The following is a 14,800-nucleotide window of genomic DNA, read 5'->3' on the forward strand; positions in this document are numbered from 1 at the left end:
GAGGAGCACACGATGCATTACGATTTTCAGTTCGCGTTCATCTTCCAGCACCTGGATCAGTTGCTGGTCGGCGCACTGCTCACCATACGGTTGAGCGCGCTGTCGATGATCTGCGGTTTGGCCGTCGGCATTTTCGGCGCCATCATTTCCATTCATGGCAGCGCACCGGCGCGGCTGGCGGTTACCTCCTACGTGGAGCTGATCCGCAGTACGCCGTTCCTGGTACAGCTGTTCATCATCTTCTTCGGCCTGCCTTCCATCGGCGTACAGGTCAATGCCAACATCGCCGCGCTGGTGGCCATGACGGTCAACCTCGGGGCCTACTCCACCGAGATCGTGCGGGCCGGCATGATGGCCATCCACCCTTCGCAGATCGAGGCGGCGCAGGCGCTGGCCATGACGCGCGGGCAGGTGATCCGGCATGTGGTGCTGACACCCGCGCTGGAAAAAGTCTATCCGGCACTGGCCAGCCAGTTCACGCTGATGATGCTGGCCTCCAGCATCGTCTCGGCCATCTCGGCTGAGGAGCTGACGGCCACGGCCAACCTGCTCGATGCCGAGACCTTCCGCAGCTTCGAGATCTACCTGGTGGTGATGGTGCTCTACATCCTGCTGGCATTGCTGTTCCGCCTGGCCTTCTGGCTGATCGGACTGGTGGTCTTCAAACGCCGTCGCCGCCTGGGCGTGGCTCGTCCGAGGAGGATGTGATGCTCGCTGAATTTTCCTTCGATAATTTCATGTTCCTGCTGGAGGCGGCGCGCTGGACGCTGCTGCTCTCGGCACTGGCCTTCATCGGCGGCGGCATCGCCGGCTTCATCGTGGCCCTGATGCGTACCTCGCACCTGGCCCCGCTGCGGCTGCTCTCGGCGGTGTATATACAGATCATCCAGGGCACGCCGGTGCTGATCATCCTGTTCCTGTCCTTCTACGGACTGGCGATCTTCGGCTACAAGCTCCCGCCCATGGTGGCCGCCACCATCGCCATGACGATCTATTCCAGCGCCTATCTGGGCGAGATCTGGCGCGGCTGCATCGAGGCCGTGCCGGTGCCGCAGTGGGAAGCGTCGACTGCCCTGGCCATGACGCGCTGGCAGCAGCTGCGCTACGTGATCCTGCCGCAGGCGGTGCGTATTTCGCTGCCGCCGACCGTGGGCTTCCTGGTGCAGATCGTCAAGAACACCTCGATCGCCTCCATCATCGGCCTGGTGGAACTGGCGCAGGCCGGCAAGCTGGTCAGCAATGCGACCTTCCAGCCTTTCCTGGTCTTCCCCATCGTGGCCGGTATCTACTTCGTTTTCTGTTATCCGCTGTCCCGTTTCGCTTTTGCCCTGGAGAGGAAATACCATGCCCATCGTTGAGATTGACAACATCACCAAGCGCTTCGGCAGCAACCAGGTGTTGAACGGCATTTCGCTGTCGGTCGAGCGCGGCCAGGTGGTGGCCATCATCGGCCGTTCGGGCTCCGGCAAGAGCACCATGCTCCGCTGTATCAACGGGCTCGAGACCATCGACGGCGGCAGCATCACCGTGGCCGGCCACAAGCTCACCAACAAGCACGAACACCTCATCGAATTGCGCAAGGATGTGGGCATGGTGTTCCAGCATTACAATCTCTTTCCGCACCTGACCGTGGAGGAGAACATCATGCTGTCACCCCGCATCGTCAAGAAGACCGCTACCGACACTGCCCGCGAGACGGCCATCAAGGTATTGAAGCAGGTCGGCCTGGATCACAAGCGCGACGCCTATCCCGAGCAGCTCTCCGGCGGCCAGCAGCAACGCGTGGCCATCGCCCGCTCGCTGGCCATGGAGCCGCAGGTGATGCTGTTCGATGAAGTGACCTCGGCGCTGGACCCGGAACTGACCGCCGAAGTGCTGAAGGTCATGGAAGAGCTGGCACGCGGCGGCATGACCATGCTGCTGGTGACGCACGAGATGGAGTTCGCGCGCCGGGTGGCGGACCTCACCGTCTTCATGCACCAGGGCAAGGTGTGGGAAGCGCGCCCCTCGAAGGAATTCTTCGCCGATCCGCAGACGCCGGAAGCCAGGCAGTTCATCGGTGCAGGGGCGCTCAAGTGAGTCCGGTCCTGGTCGCCGCCTCGGCCTATGGGGCGGACCTGGTGCGGCGGGTCGGCCATGCCGACCTGGTCCCGATGGTGGCGGCGGCCGGGGCGGCTGGCCTTGAAATACGGCGTGAGCTCTTCGATGGTCCGCAGGATTTGCCGGCCTTGCGCGCGCTGTTGGAGCAGCACAAGCTGTTCTCGGTGTATTCCGCGCCGTTGGAATTGTTCCGTGCCGACGGGCGATTTGATCGCGAGCAGATCGGGCAGGCGATGAACGAGGCCGAGGAGCTCGGTGCACGTTTCCTGAAGGTATCGCTCGGTCATTTCTCTGTCGCCAGTGATCTGCAATCATTGCTGCGCTTCCTCTCGCATTCCCCCATTGAAGTCTTGTTGGAAAACGACCAGACCCCGCAGGGCGGACGGCTGGAGCCCATCGTCAGCTTCCTGGCACTGTGCACCGGCAATGGCTATGCCTTCGGCATGACCTTCGACATGGGCAACTGGCACTGGCAGGGCGTCGATCCCGAGACCGCCGCGCGCTCGCTGGCACCGCATGTGCGCTACGTGCACTGCAAGGGCGTGCAGGAAGACAAGGGCAAGCTCAAGGCCGTGCCGCTGCAGGCGCAGGATACGCACTGGCCGGCCATGCTGGCGCATTTCCCCACGGGCATCCTGCGGGCCATCGAATTCCCGCTGGTGGGCACGGATCTGGAAGAAACGACGCGCCGCCACGTGGCGATGCTGGCGGCCGTCTGAGGACAAGCACAATGACGATGCAACTGGATGTGGTGACTTGGGGCGAAGCCCTGGCCTTGCTGGTGGCCGATGAAGTCGGCCCGTTTGAAGAAGTGGAAAAATACACGCGCCGCCTGGCCGGTGCCGAGACCAATGTGGCCATCGGCCTGGCGCGCCTGGGTTTGAAGGTGGGCTGGGCCAGCCGGGTGGGTAATGATGCCTTCGGCCGCTTCATTCGCAAGCGCGTGGCGCAGGAAGGCGTGGAGGTCAGCCGCGTGCTGACCGACATGGAATTCCGCACGGCCATCCAGCTGAAGGCCAAGGCGGTGGATGGAGCAGACCCCGCCATCGAGTATTACCGCAAGGGCTCGGCGGCCAGCCATCTGTCGCTGGAGGATTTCGATCCGGCGTATTTCGGCGCGGCGCGGCACCTGCACGCCACCGGCATCGCGCCGGCCTTGTCGCCCACGACGATGGCCTTTGCCCATCACGCCATGGAGTTCATGCGGGCGCAGGGCAAGACGATTTCCTTCGATCCCAACCTGCGGCCGATGCTGTGGCCCTCGCGCGAAGTCATGGCGCAGCAGTTGAATGCGCTGGCCTTCAAGGCGGACTGGGTGCTGCCGGGATTGTCGGAAGGGACGCTTCTTACCGGATATGAAGATCCGCACGCCATTGCCGGCTTCTACCTGGAGCGCGGTGTGAAGATGGTGGTCATCAAGCTGGGCGCGGAGGGCGCTTATTGGCGCAACAGTGAAGGCGAGGGCAGGGTGGCTGGCGTGCCGGTGAAGGAAGTGGTCGATACCGTGGGCGCCGGGGATGGCTTCGCAGTAGGTGTCATCAGCGGCATGCTGGAAGGTTTGCCGGTACCCCAGGCCGTCATGCGCGGCAACCGCATCGGGGCGTTCGCCATCCAGGTGGTAGGCGACATGGAAGGCTTGCCCACCCGGGCCGAGCTGGAGGCGGCCTCGTAACCCTGTCTGAACACACCGCAATCCGTTCGGACTGAGTAGGCCCGCCAGGGCCCTATCGAAGGCGCACTTGCCGGAGCGCCTTCGATACGCGGCTGCGCCGCTACTCAGTCCGAACGGTAATCCGGGATGTACTTTGCGTCACCGTCCTTTTTGATTGATGGGAACACCGATGAAGCCGCACGTAGTCGTCTACAAAAAATTGCCCGAACATCTGCTGCAGCGCCTGCAGGCGGAATGCGACGTAACGCTCTTCGACCGTATTACGCAAGACAACCGCGCCGATTTTCTCGTAGCGCTGAAGACTGCCGACGGCATCATCGGCGCCAGCCTGCCCATCACCAACGACATGCTGGAGGGCGCGCCGCAACTCAGGATCGCCTCCACCATCTCGGTGGGCGTGGACAATTTCGACCTGGATTATTTTCGCCGGCGCGGGCTGATGCTGGCGCATACGCCCGGCGTGCTCACCGAAGCGACTGCTGACACCATCTTTGCCTTGATCCTCTCCACCGCGCGCCGCGTGGTGGAACTGGCCGAATACGTCAAGGCCGGTCGCTGGAAGGGCAGCATCGGCGAGGCCCAGTTCGGCGTGAACGTGCACGGCAAGACGCTGGGCCTGATCGGCATGGGCCGCATCGGCTCTGCGGTGGCGCGGCGGGCGCATCATGGTTTCGGCATGCCCATCCTGTATCACAACCGCCGCCCCGATCCCGAGGCCGAGCGCGAACTCGATGCGCGCTACGTCAGCCAGGATGAGTTGCTGGCCCAGGCGGACTTCGTCTGCGTCATGCTGCCCCTGAATGCCGATACCGAACGCCTGATCGGCGCACGCGAATTCGCGCTCATGAAGCGCAGCGCCATCTTCATCAATGCCTCGCGCGGGCGCATCGTCGATGAGGCGGCGCTGATTGCGGCCCTGCAGGACAAGACCATTTACGGGGCCGGCCTGGATGTGTTCGAAGTCGAGCCGCTGCCCGCCGAATCGCCCCTGCTGCAACTCCCCAACGTGGTGGCCTTGCCCCACATCGGTTCGGCCACCCATGAAACCCGGCTGGCCATGGCCGAGCTGGCCGTCTCCAACCTGCTGGCCGGCCTGCGCGGCGAACCGGTACCCCACCTGGCGGTCTGAACAGCGCGGTGTTGCCTGCGGGCAGGCCGCGCTTCAATTCCGCTGCATGAAGTTTTTTTCAGCTTCTCTTCATTTCCTCTTCCGCTCACGTGAATCTTTGGTGTATGCTGCAAACATTAAAAAGAACGATCGTGCTAAAAACCGGTAGGCACCCCGTTTTGCTTTTATAATCCTGCGGAAGTTTACGTTTACGTCAATTCCTTTTTGCAAGGGCCATGCGATGAAAGTATTAGTACCAGTCAAGCGCGTCGTGGATTACAACGTCAAGGTGCGCGTCAAGAGCGACGGCAGCGGCGTCGATATCGCCAACGTCAAGATGTCGATGAACCCGTTTGACGAAATCGCGGTGGAAGAAGCCGTGCGCCTGAAAGAAGGCGGCAAGGTCACCGAAGTGATCGCCGTCTCCGCCGGCGTGACCCAGTGCCAGGAAACCCTGCGCACCGCCATGGCCATTGGTGCCGATCGCGGCATCCTGGCCGAAGTGGCGGCCGATGTCGAACTGCAGCCGCTGGCCGTGGCCAAGATCCTCAAGGCCCTGGCCGAGAAGGAGCAGCCGCAGCTGATCATCCTGGGCAAGCAGGCCATCGACGACGACTGCAACCAGACCGGCCAGATGCTGGCGGCGCTGCTGGGCTGGCCGCAAGCCACCTTTGCTTCCAAGGTCGTGCTGGAAGACGGCAAGGTCACCGTGACCCGAGAAGTGGACGGCGGCCTGGAAACCCTGGCACTGACCCTGCCGGCCATCATCACCACCGACCTGCGCCTGAACGAGCCGCGTTACGTCACGCTGCCCAACATCATGAAGGCCAAGAAGAAGCAGCTCGATACCGTCAAGCCCGACGAGCTGGGCGTGGACGTGGCCCCGCGCGTGAAGACCCTGAAGGTCACCGAGCCTGCCAAGCGCAGCGCCGGCGTGAAGGTGCCGGATGTCGCGACCCTGGTCGCCAAACTGAAAAATGAAGCCAAGGTGATCTGATCATGACCGCACTCGTTATTGCTGAACACGACAACGCCAGCCTCAAGGGCAGCACCCTCAACACCATCACCGCCGCAGCGCAAGCCGGTGGCGATGTCCACGTCCTGGTGGCCGGCGCCAATGCCAAGGCCGCTGCAGATGCTGCCGCACAAGTGGCAGGCGTGGCCAAGGTACTGCTGGCCGATGCCCCGCAATTCGCCGACGGCCTGGCTGAGAACGTGGCCGAACAAGTCCTGGCCATCGCCAAGGATTACAGCCACATCCTGGCGCCCGCCACTGCCTACGGCAAGAACATCCTGCCGCGCGTGGCCGCCAAGCTGGACGTGGGCCAGATTTCCGACATCACCAAGGTGGAGTCGGCCGATACCTTCGAACGTCCGATCTACGCCGGCAACGCCATTGCCACCGTGCAATCGATCGACCCGATCAAGGTCATCACCGTGCGCACCACCGGTTTCGATCCGGCCGCGCAGGGTGGTTCGGCGGCCGTGGAAAGCATCCCGGCCGTGGCCGATTCGGGCAAGTCCAGCTTCGTGGGCCGTGAAGTGGCCAAGTCGGATCGTCCGGAACTGACCGCTGCCAAGATCATCGTCTCCGGTGGCCGTGGCATGGGTTCGGCGGAAAGCTTCAAGATCCTGGAACCGCTGGCCGACAAGCTCAACGCCGCCATGGGCGCCTCCCGCGCTGCGGTCGACGCAGGCTATGTGCCCAACGACTGGCAGGTCGGCCAGACCGGCAAGATCGTCGCGCCCCAGCTTTATATCGCTGTCGGTATCTCCGGCGCGATCCAGCACCTGGCTGGCATGAAGGACTCCAAGGTCATCGTCGCCATCAACAAGGACGAGGAAGCGCCGATCTTCTCGGTGGCCGATTACGGCCTGGTGGGTGACCTCTTCGAGGTCGTCCCCGAGCTGGTCAAGCAGCTTGGCTGATCTGTCCTGAACCGTAGTATTCGCCCCGGCTCCGGCCGGGGTGTTTTCGTGCAAGCAAGGAACGCCGCCAGAGCGTTCCGCATTGGAGGTTGGAGATGAGTTACACCGCGCCCGTGAAGGATATGTTGTTCGTCATGAACGAACTGGCCGGTCTGGCAGCCGTGAATGCGCTGCCGGGCTGCGAGGATGCCACGCCGGAAACGGCCGAGGCCATTCTCGAAGAAAACGCCCGTTTCTGCAGTGAAGTGATCGCCCCGCTGAACCATTCTGCCGACAAGGCCCCCAGCAGCTGGGCCGACGGCAAGGTCACCACCAGTCCCGGATTCAAGGAGGCCTTCCGCCAGTTTGGTGAAGCCGGCTGGCAAGGCGTGCAGCATCCCGTGGAGTTCGGCGGACAAGGCCTGCCCAAGCTGCTGGCCACGCCCTGCATCGAGATGCTGAACTCGGCCAATCTCTCCTTCGCGCTGTGCCCGCTGTTGACCGATGGCACCATCGAAGCGCTGATGACGGCCGGCACCCAGCAGCAGAAGGAAACCTTCATCGCCAACTTCATCTCCGGCAAGTGGACCGGCACCATGAACCTGACCGAGCCGCAGGCCGGCTCCGACCTGGCACTGGTGCGTACCCGCGCCGTGCCGGAGGGTGACGGGACCTACAAGCTCTTCGGGACCAAGATCTTCATCACCTATGGCGAGCACGACATGGCCGAGAACATCGTCCATCTGGTGCTGGCCCGCACGCCCAATGCGCCCGAAGGCGTGAAGGGCATCTCGCTGTTCATCGTGCCCAAGTTCCTGGTCAATGCCGACGGGTCGCTGGGCGCGCGCAATGACGTGCACTGCGTTTCCATCGAACACAAGCTGGGCATCAAGGCCAGCCCGACCGCCGTGCTGCAGTTCGGTGACCATGGCGGCGCCATCGGCACCCTGGTCGGCGAAGAGAATCGCGGCCTGGAATACATGTTCATCATGATGAATGCGGCGCGCTTTGCCGTGGGCATCCAGGGGCTGTCGGTGTCGGAGCGTGCCTATCAGAAAGCCGTGTCCTATGCCCGCGACCGCATCCAGTCGCGCGACCTGGCCGGCTCGCCCGGTCCGGTGGCCATCATCCACCAGCCCGATGTGCGCCGCATGCTGATGTCCATGCGCGCCCAGATCGAGGCGGCGCGGGCCTTGTCCTATGTGGCCGCGGCCACGTCGGATGCGGCGCACTTCAGCGATGACGAAGCCACCCGCAAATCCAACCAGGCCTTCTACGAATACCTGGTGCCCATCGTCAAGGGCTGGATCACCGAGATGTCCATCGATGTGACCTCCACCGGCGTGCAGGTACATGGCGGCATGGGCTTCATTGAGGAAACCGGCGCGGCCCAGCATTATCGCGACGCCCGCATCCTGCCGATCTACGAAGGCACGACGGCCATCCAGGCCAATGACCTGGTGGGCCGCAAGACCGTGCGTGACGGCGGTGCTGTTGCCAAGGGCATCATCGACCAGGTGCGCCAGACCGTGGCCGAACTGCAGGGCGATGCGCAACTGCAGCCCATCGCGGCGTGCCTGGCCGAAGCCGCCGGTGCGCTGGAACAGGTGGTCGGGTATGTGGTGGCCAACGTCAAGAGCGATATCAAGGCGGTCTTCGCGGGCAGCGTCCCGTATCTGAAGATGGCCGGCGTGGTGCTGGGTGGCTGGCAGATGGCGCGTGCAGCGGCCATTGCGGCGGGCAAGCTCAAGTCCGGTGAGGGTGACGGCAAGTTCTACGAAGCCAAGCTGGCGACCGCGCGTTTCTATGCCGAGCAGATCCTGCCGCAGGCGCTGGCCTATCGCACGGCCATCGTCGATGGCGGTGCAGCGGTGATGGCGCTGGCCGAAGAGCAGTTCTGATTCCGGCTTCAAACAAAAGCCCGGAACATCGTAGACGATGTTCCGGGCTTGTTCATTGGGATCGTAGGGCAGGGCAGCAGCTCAGCCGAAGGCCCCGCCAGTGAAGAGCAGGTCGAAGCTGCGCGCCAGCAGGGCGATCACGCCCATGGCGCCCAATCCCACGGTCAGGACCAGGATCAGCGCCAGGATCCAGTGCGATTCAGAACGCTTGCCGCTGCCGGCGTTGTAGCGCGCATCCCACTTGTCGTCCGGCGTGAGGCCCAGTACCAGCGCTTCCAGGCAGGCAATCAGCGCCGACAGCACGAAGGGCAGGCCGGTGAAGAGCTTGGGTGCGTCCGGCCGTGCTGCCATCAAGGCCAGCGACAGGGGAATGGCCAGGATATGCAGCCAGCCGAAGCGGTCACGGCCGCCGTGGAGATAGAAACGGTGCAGGCCGATGCTGCCGAAAGCGGTGGCCAGGAAAGTCGTCAGGGTCTTGTTCTTGTGGCGGGGTGCGGAAGGCAAGGGCATGCTGCGCGTCTCTTTATTCTGTTGTAAGCCGCCAGAGATGACGCTGGCGGCCGTGTTGTGGTCAGGTCTGGCAGCAGTATAGCCGAGCCCCTGGCGCAGGGTGATTTCCGTCAGGACAAGCTGCGATGCGGCAGTCCTGGCTGGAGGTGGGGCAAAAGTGATGCCAAAAGACATCACTTTTGCCGTGTTTTGGGGAGTTTGCAGGGCGTTGTGCGTTGGTCTCTGGCACAAAAGCACCAAGCAGCTTGCCCGGGTGTGCGGAAGTCCGTTATAATCTGCGGCTTTTCCGTGTCCGTATTCTTACTGGAACCATTATGGTCGTTATTCGTTTAGCTCGTGGCGGCGCCAAGAAGCGCCCCTTCTACAACATCGTTGCAACCGACTCGCGCAATCGTCGCGATGGCCGTTTCATCGAGCGCATCGGCTTCTACAACCCGGTCGCTTCCGGCAAGGAAGAAACCGTGCGTATCGCTGCTGACCGTCTGGCTCACTGGCAAGGCGTTGGCGCACAACTGTCGCCGACCGTTGCTCGCCTGGTCGCTGAAGCCGGTTCCAAGGCTGCTGCTTAATACAGGTTTTCCTGTCTGATTCCGCGTCAGTTTTGCTGACGCCCGGATGAAGAACAGGTCTGGTGTACTCATGACTGATCAAGCCCAAGCGGGGTTCTCCGCACCCGACGATCTCGTGACCGTTGGCCATGTGACCGGAGCCTACGGAATCCAGGGCTGGATTCGTGTGCGTCCTTATTCTTCCGAGGCAGATGCCTTGTTGAATGCCAAGACCTGGTGGCTGGAGAAATCCGGCCAGCCCAAGCAGGATGTCGATGTCATGCAGTCCAAGGGGCACAGCGGCGATGTCGTTGCGCGCCTGACCGGGGTAGCGGACCGCAATGCGGCCGAAGCGATGAAGGGAACGGTGGTCTCCATCTCCCGCAAGCACTTCCCGGCGCTGGATGACAATGAATTCTACTGGGTCGATCTGATCGGCTCGGCAGTGGAAAATCTCCAGGGTGAAGCCTTGGGCGTGGTGTCCGACATGATGGACAACGGCGCCCATCCCATCCTGGTGGTGAAGGCCCCGGTGCAGGAAACTGCGCCCGAGCCGCAACCGCAACCCGCTGCCGACGCAAAGCCGAAGAAGGGGGCCAAGGAGAAATCCGCGGCGGCGCCCGAACTGCTGATTCCGTTTGTCGACCAGTTCGTCAAGACGGTGCAGCAGAGCGAAAAAAAGATCATCGTCGACTGGGACAAGGATTACTGACCTTCAAGGTCAGTTTTTTCTTTTCCGGCTCGCTGATGTGAGCAGATTCAAACGATTCAAAAGAACCCAGGAAATGGAGGCGTGATGCAGTTTGATGTCGTCACTCTGTTTCCCGAGATGTTCGCCGCGCTGACGCAGTCCGGCATTACCCGCCGGGCGCTGGAGCAGCAGCGCTGGGGCTTGCAGTTGTGGAATCCGCGTGAATTCACCACTGACAATCACCGCACCGTGGATGACCGCCCCTATGGCGGTGGCCCCGGCATGGTGATGCTGGCCAAGCCGCTGCAGGCTGCCATCGAGGCGGCGCAGCAGCGGCAGCAAGCGCTGGGTCTGGCCCGGCCGCGTGTGATCTATCTTTCACCGCAAGGCGCACCGCTGACGCATGAGCGCGTGGTGCGGCTGTCGCAGGACAGCGGGGCGGTGTTGCTGTGCGGACGCTATGAAGCAATTGACCAGCGTCTGCTCGACAAGTGCGTGGACGAGGAAATCAGCATCGGGGACTTCGTCCTCTCCGGAGGTGAATTGCCGGCGATGGCGCTGATGGATGCCGTGATCCGGCTCTTGCCGGGTGCGCTCAACGACAGTGCCTCGGCAGTGGAAGACAGTTTCGTCAACGGATTGCTGGACTCGCCCCATTACACGCGTCCGGAAGTCTATGAAGGTGAACCGGTGCCGTCCATCCTGCTGGGTGGGCACCATGCCGAGATCCAGAAATGGCGCCGGCAGCGGGCACTGGAAGCCACGCAGAGCAAGCGTCCTGACCTCATCGTCAGGGCCCGCGAGCAGGGCTTGCTGAGCAAGGCCGATGAAAAGTTTCTGGGCAGTTTGCCGCAGCAGTAAGCCGGCACGCGAGCAGATCGCCCGAGTGAAGTTTTAGCAGCAAATGCAGTACCGCAGGCCCGGCAACGGACCTGCACCGTGCGGTGGCCGATGTCACCGTGTTTGAAACCCCATCCTCTACCGGGCTTTACAATCCGCCCTCGTGGCAATGGCGCCGGCAAGATGGTTACAGGAGCAAAAAATGGATCTGATCCAGCAACTCGAGCAAGAAGAGATCGCGCGTCTCGCCAAGAACATTCCCGACTTCGCCCCCGGCGACACCGTGATTGTCAACGTGAACGTGGTTGAAGGTACCCGCAAGCGCGCTCAGGCTTACGAAGGCGTCGTTATCGCCCGCCGTAACCGTGGTCTGAACTCCAACTTCATCGTCCGCAAGATTTCTTCGGGCGAAGGCGTTGAGCGTACCTTCCAGCTGTACTCGCCGCTGATCGCCTCGATTGAAGTCAAGCGTCGTGGTGACGTGCGTCGTGCCAAGCTGTACTACCTGCGCGAACGTTCGGGCAAGTCGGCACGTATCAAGGAAAAGCTGCCCAGCCGTGCGGCAAAGGCTGCTGCTGCCGAGTAATCGGTCGCCTGTTGATGCGTCAGGAAAAGGGGTGTCTCGCGACGCCCCTTTTTCGTTTCTGATACCCGATTGAAGTCCTGACAACCTCACGATCAAGCGAGCACAACGTGGCCAGTTTCGATCCCGTCAATCTGCCTGTGGATGCCGTCGCCGGCGAAACTGCGCTGGAGGCCGCGCGCCTGAATGCCGACTGGCTGCGCCAGCGCTTCGCCGACCCGCCGCGCTGGGAGCCCGAGCACAGCGGCGACCAGATGGCGCGCCTGGCCGAGTCCAAGGGACGCTTCCGGCTCGCTTCGGTACTGATCCCGATCGTGCTGAGGGAGGAGGGGATGACGGTACTCTTCACTCAGCGCACAGCTGACCTGAAGGATCACGCAGGACAGATCAGTTTCCCCGGTGGCCGCCGCGAAGACTATGACGGTTCGGCCATCGAGACCGCCCTGCGCGAGACCGAAGAAGAGATCGGCCTGGCGCGCCAGCACATCGAAGTCATCGGTTCGTTGCCCGATTACTTCACCGGCACCGGCTATCGGGTCACGCCCGTGGCCGGACTGATACAGCCGCCGTTCGAGGCCGTGGGCGATCCGCGCGAAGTGGCCGAGATCTTCGAAGTGCCGCTGGCTTTCCTCATGGATGGCCTGAACCATCAGCGCCGTTCCGTCGAGCTGCCGGCACCGGTAGGCCGGCGCAGTTTCTACACCATGCCCTATGACCGTTACTTCATCTGGGGCGCGACTGCGGGCATGCTGCGCAACCTGTTCCACTTCCTGCGCAGCTAGTGGCAGCATTTGTCGCCTCGCAGATACGCAATGTCGCTTTTAATGTTCAAATAAGTAAAAATCCGTGACATCACGCTCTTGATTGTGATCAACGAATCAATTGTTTGATTCCCCTCTTGCACTGCGCTATCGTACGGGCTACAGAGACACCTAAGGCAGCTTGATGACATTTCTTTCCATTCTCTTTGCGCTGTTAATCGAACAACTCAAACCACTGCGCGCAGACAATCCGGTATACGCGTCGATCAAGTCTTTCGCGGCCACCATTGAAGGCTGGTTCAACGCCGGGCACGCTCATCATGGCCGCCTGGGCTGGGTGGTGATGGTGGGGGCGCTGACGGTGCCGGTGGCGCTGATCTATTGGCTGCTGCTGCATGTGAGCCTGGTGGCGGCCTTTGCCTGGAACGTGCTGGTGGTCTACATGACCCTGGGCTTCCGCCATTACAGCCATTACTTCACCTCCATCCAGCTGGCCCTGAACACGGGCGACGAAATGACCGCCCGCACCCTGCTGGCCGAATGGACCAAGCAGGACACCACGGCGATGGATGTGAGCGAAATTTCACGCATCGCCTCCGAGCGCGCGCTCATCACCACGCATCGCCACGTGTTTGGCGTGTTCTTCTGGTTCCTGATGCCGGTCGGTCCGGCGCTGGCGGTGATGTACCGAGTCGCCGAATATCTCTCGCGCGCCTGGAACGAGCCGGATCACATGAAATATGAAGCTTTCGGCCGCTTTGCCGCCCAGGCCTTCTACTGGATCGACTGGATTCCGGCACGCCTGACGGCCGCCGCCTTCGCCGTGGTCGGCAACTTCGAGGATGCCATCTACGCCTGGCGCAACTTCGCCAGCCGCTGGGACGACGAAGCCGCCGGCATCATCCTGGCGGCCGGTGGCGGGGCCATGGGCGTGCGTTTCGGTACCGAGAAGGAAGCGGCTGCCGGCATCATCCTGCCGGCCGATGCGGCCACGGTCGATTCCATGCCGGAAGAAACCGACGGCCTGCCCGGCGACACCCCCTCGCCACGCACCCTGCAGAGCACCGTAGGCCTGGTCTGGCGCGCCTTGCTGCTGTGGATGTTCCTGTTGCTGCTGCTGTCGGTGGCAGTGTGGATGGGCTAGGCGACTGGTCCTTGAAGAAGCGGGCTCAGGCCCGCTTTGTTTTTGGGAACGCGATTCTCGCCAACCCGGTATACTTCCGACTTCACTTCAGAAGGCCGCCACGTGCAGGGAGCATACCTTGCCCGCAGACCATGAGCGGCACGCAGTAGCCGGGGGAGACCGGTAGAAGCCAAGTCTTCTATAAGATATAATACTTACTTCCGCAGGCACCCAGGCAGTGGATCGCCGAGGCACCGCGGACTCCAGGGCTCCGGTCCCACCAGGACAAGGGCATTCGGTTGCAAGCGCTTTAGAAGAATGCATGTATGGCTGATCCCATCAAACCCGCAAACGCACCGGCCAAAGAATTCATCATCCTGGGCAAGACCTCGGATGGCCGGCAGTTCCGCCCCAGCGACTGGGCGGAGCGCCTGTGCGGCGTGATGTCGTGCTTCCGTCCCGAAGGCAGTGGCGGTCGCAATGCACACCTGAAATATTCTCCCTACGTGCTGCCCACCCACATCGATGGCGTGCGCTCGGTGGTGGTCAACGAAGCCCTGCGCGAGCTGGAGCCGCTGGCCTATCACTTCGTGGTCAACTTCGCCAAGGACAACGACCTGCAAGTGGTCGAGGCCTGTGTGCTGCCGGATCCGCCCAAGGACAACAAGGCCGGCTGATTCCTCGCCACGACCGCTGCGGCAATCCGCCGTCCCGGTCTGCCTGCCGCATTGCCGTACCCTCGCCAGCTTCATGCCGCCGCTTCCTGCGGGCGGTCCTGCCAGCCGTTACACTAGGGCCTGTTCACATTAAATCTGCGAGATGCGTTGCCACCACGCCTTCTGGGGGCAACCCTCCGGGAGAGGCCGCCAAGCGTCGCCTGCCGTTGTTGCAGCTCCTTGCCGTGGCACCACCACGGCGCGTCGCCGCGCCTAGGCAGACAACGCTTGGCGACCTCTCGCACTCGCAGATTTAATGTGAACAGGCCCTAACCGTCATCTTGTCGGTCTCGTCGGTGACTCAGCCTTCAGCTTGCGCCAGAGTCTCACGGGATCATC

17 protein-coding genes are annotated in these 14,800 nt (G+C 62.5%); 16 read left to right on the plus strand and 1 reads right to left on the minus strand.

The features are described from left to right. Nucleotides 1–12 precede the first annotated feature (12 nt). From ACWFUC_RS12615 to ACWFUC_RS12655, 9 genes are all read left to right on the plus strand, one after another. A complete protein-coding gene (locus ACWFUC_RS12615) occupies nt 13–708 on the plus strand; it encodes an amino acid ABC transporter permease (protein WP_121038554.1) in 696 nt (231 codons plus the stop codon). Further along, nucleotides 708–1,358, plus strand: a complete 651-nt coding sequence (locus ACWFUC_RS12620) for an amino acid ABC transporter permease (protein ID WP_121038556.1) — start codon at nt 708–710, stop codon at nt 1,356–1,358. Before ACWFUC_RS12615 ends, ACWFUC_RS12620 begins: the two co-directional genes overlap by 1 nt. Continuing rightward, complete coding sequence (locus tag ACWFUC_RS12625) at nt 1,345–2,079, plus strand: amino acid ABC transporter ATP-binding protein (RefSeq protein ID WP_134221841.1); 735 nt, start codon at nt 1,345–1,347, stop codon at nt 2,077–2,079. The genes ACWFUC_RS12620 and ACWFUC_RS12625 overlap by 14 nt, the downstream gene beginning before the upstream one ends. After that, on the plus strand, nt 2,076–2,819 hold the full coding sequence (locus ACWFUC_RS12630; protein ID WP_034332365.1) for a sugar phosphate isomerase/epimerase family protein: 744 nt from the start codon (nt 2,076–2,078) through the stop codon (nt 2,817–2,819). The genes ACWFUC_RS12625 and ACWFUC_RS12630 overlap by 4 nt, the downstream gene beginning before the upstream one ends. A gap of 11 nt (nt 2,820–2,830) precedes the next feature. Next, nucleotides 2,831–3,772, plus strand: coding sequence for a sugar kinase (locus ACWFUC_RS12635; protein WP_489625052.1), 942 nt, complete (start codon nt 2,831–2,833; stop codon nt 3,770–3,772). A 169-nt stretch (nt 3,773–3,941) separates the two neighbouring features. After that, nucleotides 3,942–4,901: a 2-hydroxyacid dehydrogenase gene (locus ACWFUC_RS12640; RefSeq protein WP_489625053.1), complete on the plus strand. Its 960-nt coding sequence runs from the start codon at nt 3,942–3,944 to the stop codon at nt 4,899–4,901. A gap of 220 nt (nt 4,902–5,121) precedes the next feature. Continuing rightward, on the plus strand, nt 5,122–5,877 hold the full coding sequence (locus tag ACWFUC_RS12645) for an electron transfer flavoprotein subunit beta/FixA family protein (RefSeq protein WP_343743089.1): 756 nt from the start codon (nt 5,122–5,124) through the stop codon (nt 5,875–5,877). A gap of 2 nt (nt 5,878–5,879) precedes the next feature. Further along, a complete protein-coding gene (locus ACWFUC_RS12650; protein ID WP_039787724.1) occupies nt 5,880–6,809 on the plus strand; it encodes an electron transfer flavoprotein subunit alpha/FixB family protein in 930 nt (309 codons plus the stop codon). Between the two features lie 95 nt (nt 6,810–6,904). Next, nucleotides 6,905–8,689 carry an acyl-CoA dehydrogenase gene (locus ACWFUC_RS12655; RefSeq protein ID WP_489625054.1) on the plus strand — a complete coding sequence of 595 codons (1,785 nt, stop codon included), beginning with the start codon at nt 6,905–6,907 and terminating at the stop codon, nt 8,687–8,689. 81 nt (nt 8,690–8,770) lie between these two features. Here ACWFUC_RS12655 and ACWFUC_RS12660 read toward each other — a convergent pair whose 3' ends face one another. Next, nucleotides 8,771–9,199, minus strand: coding sequence for a TM2 domain-containing protein (locus ACWFUC_RS12660; RefSeq protein ID WP_134134839.1), 429 nt, complete (start codon nt 9,197–9,199; stop codon nt 8,771–8,773). A 314-nt stretch (nt 9,200–9,513) separates the two neighbouring features. Here ACWFUC_RS12660 and rpsP point away from each other — a divergent pair, with 314 nt between their 5' ends. From rpsP to ACWFUC_RS12695, 7 genes are all read left to right on the plus strand, one after another. Next, nucleotides 9,514–9,768, plus strand: coding sequence for a 30S ribosomal protein S16 (rpsP, locus tag ACWFUC_RS12665; protein WP_008327198.1), 255 nt, complete (start codon nt 9,514–9,516; stop codon nt 9,766–9,768). A gap of 70 nt (nt 9,769–9,838) precedes the next feature. Next, entirely contained in the window at nt 9,839–10,459 is a 621-nt protein-coding gene (rimM, locus tag ACWFUC_RS12670) for a ribosome maturation factor RimM (RefSeq protein ID WP_209533439.1), read from the plus strand. 84 nt (nt 10,460–10,543) lie between these two features. Beyond that, nucleotides 10,544–11,299 (plus strand): tRNA (guanosine(37)-N1)-methyltransferase TrmD, encoded by a 756-nt coding sequence (gene trmD, locus ACWFUC_RS12675; RefSeq protein WP_121038584.1) that lies wholly within the window; start codon nt 10,544–10,546, stop codon nt 11,297–11,299. 181 nt (nt 11,300–11,480) lie between these two features. Next, complete coding sequence (gene rplS / locus ACWFUC_RS12680) at nt 11,481–11,864, plus strand: 50S ribosomal protein L19 (protein ID WP_008327243.1); 384 nt, start codon at nt 11,481–11,483, stop codon at nt 11,862–11,864. Nucleotides 11,865–11,971: 107 nt separating this feature from the next. Then, nucleotides 11,972–12,643 (plus strand): CoA pyrophosphatase, encoded by a 672-nt coding sequence (locus tag ACWFUC_RS12685; RefSeq protein WP_134221848.1) that lies wholly within the window; start codon nt 11,972–11,974, stop codon nt 12,641–12,643. Between the two features lie 163 nt (nt 12,644–12,806). Further along, nucleotides 12,807–13,766, plus strand: a complete 960-nt coding sequence (locus ACWFUC_RS12690; RefSeq protein ID WP_121038589.1) for a CobD/CbiB family protein — start codon at nt 12,807–12,809, stop codon at nt 13,764–13,766. 305 nt (nt 13,767–14,071) lie between these two features. Next, nucleotides 14,072–14,422, plus strand: coding sequence for a DUF3579 domain-containing protein (locus ACWFUC_RS12695; protein ID WP_008327247.1), 351 nt, complete (start codon nt 14,072–14,074; stop codon nt 14,420–14,422). Nucleotides 14,423–14,800: the final 378 nt, after the last annotated feature.

This window comes from Herbaspirillum sp. Her4, from assembly GCF_057961335.1.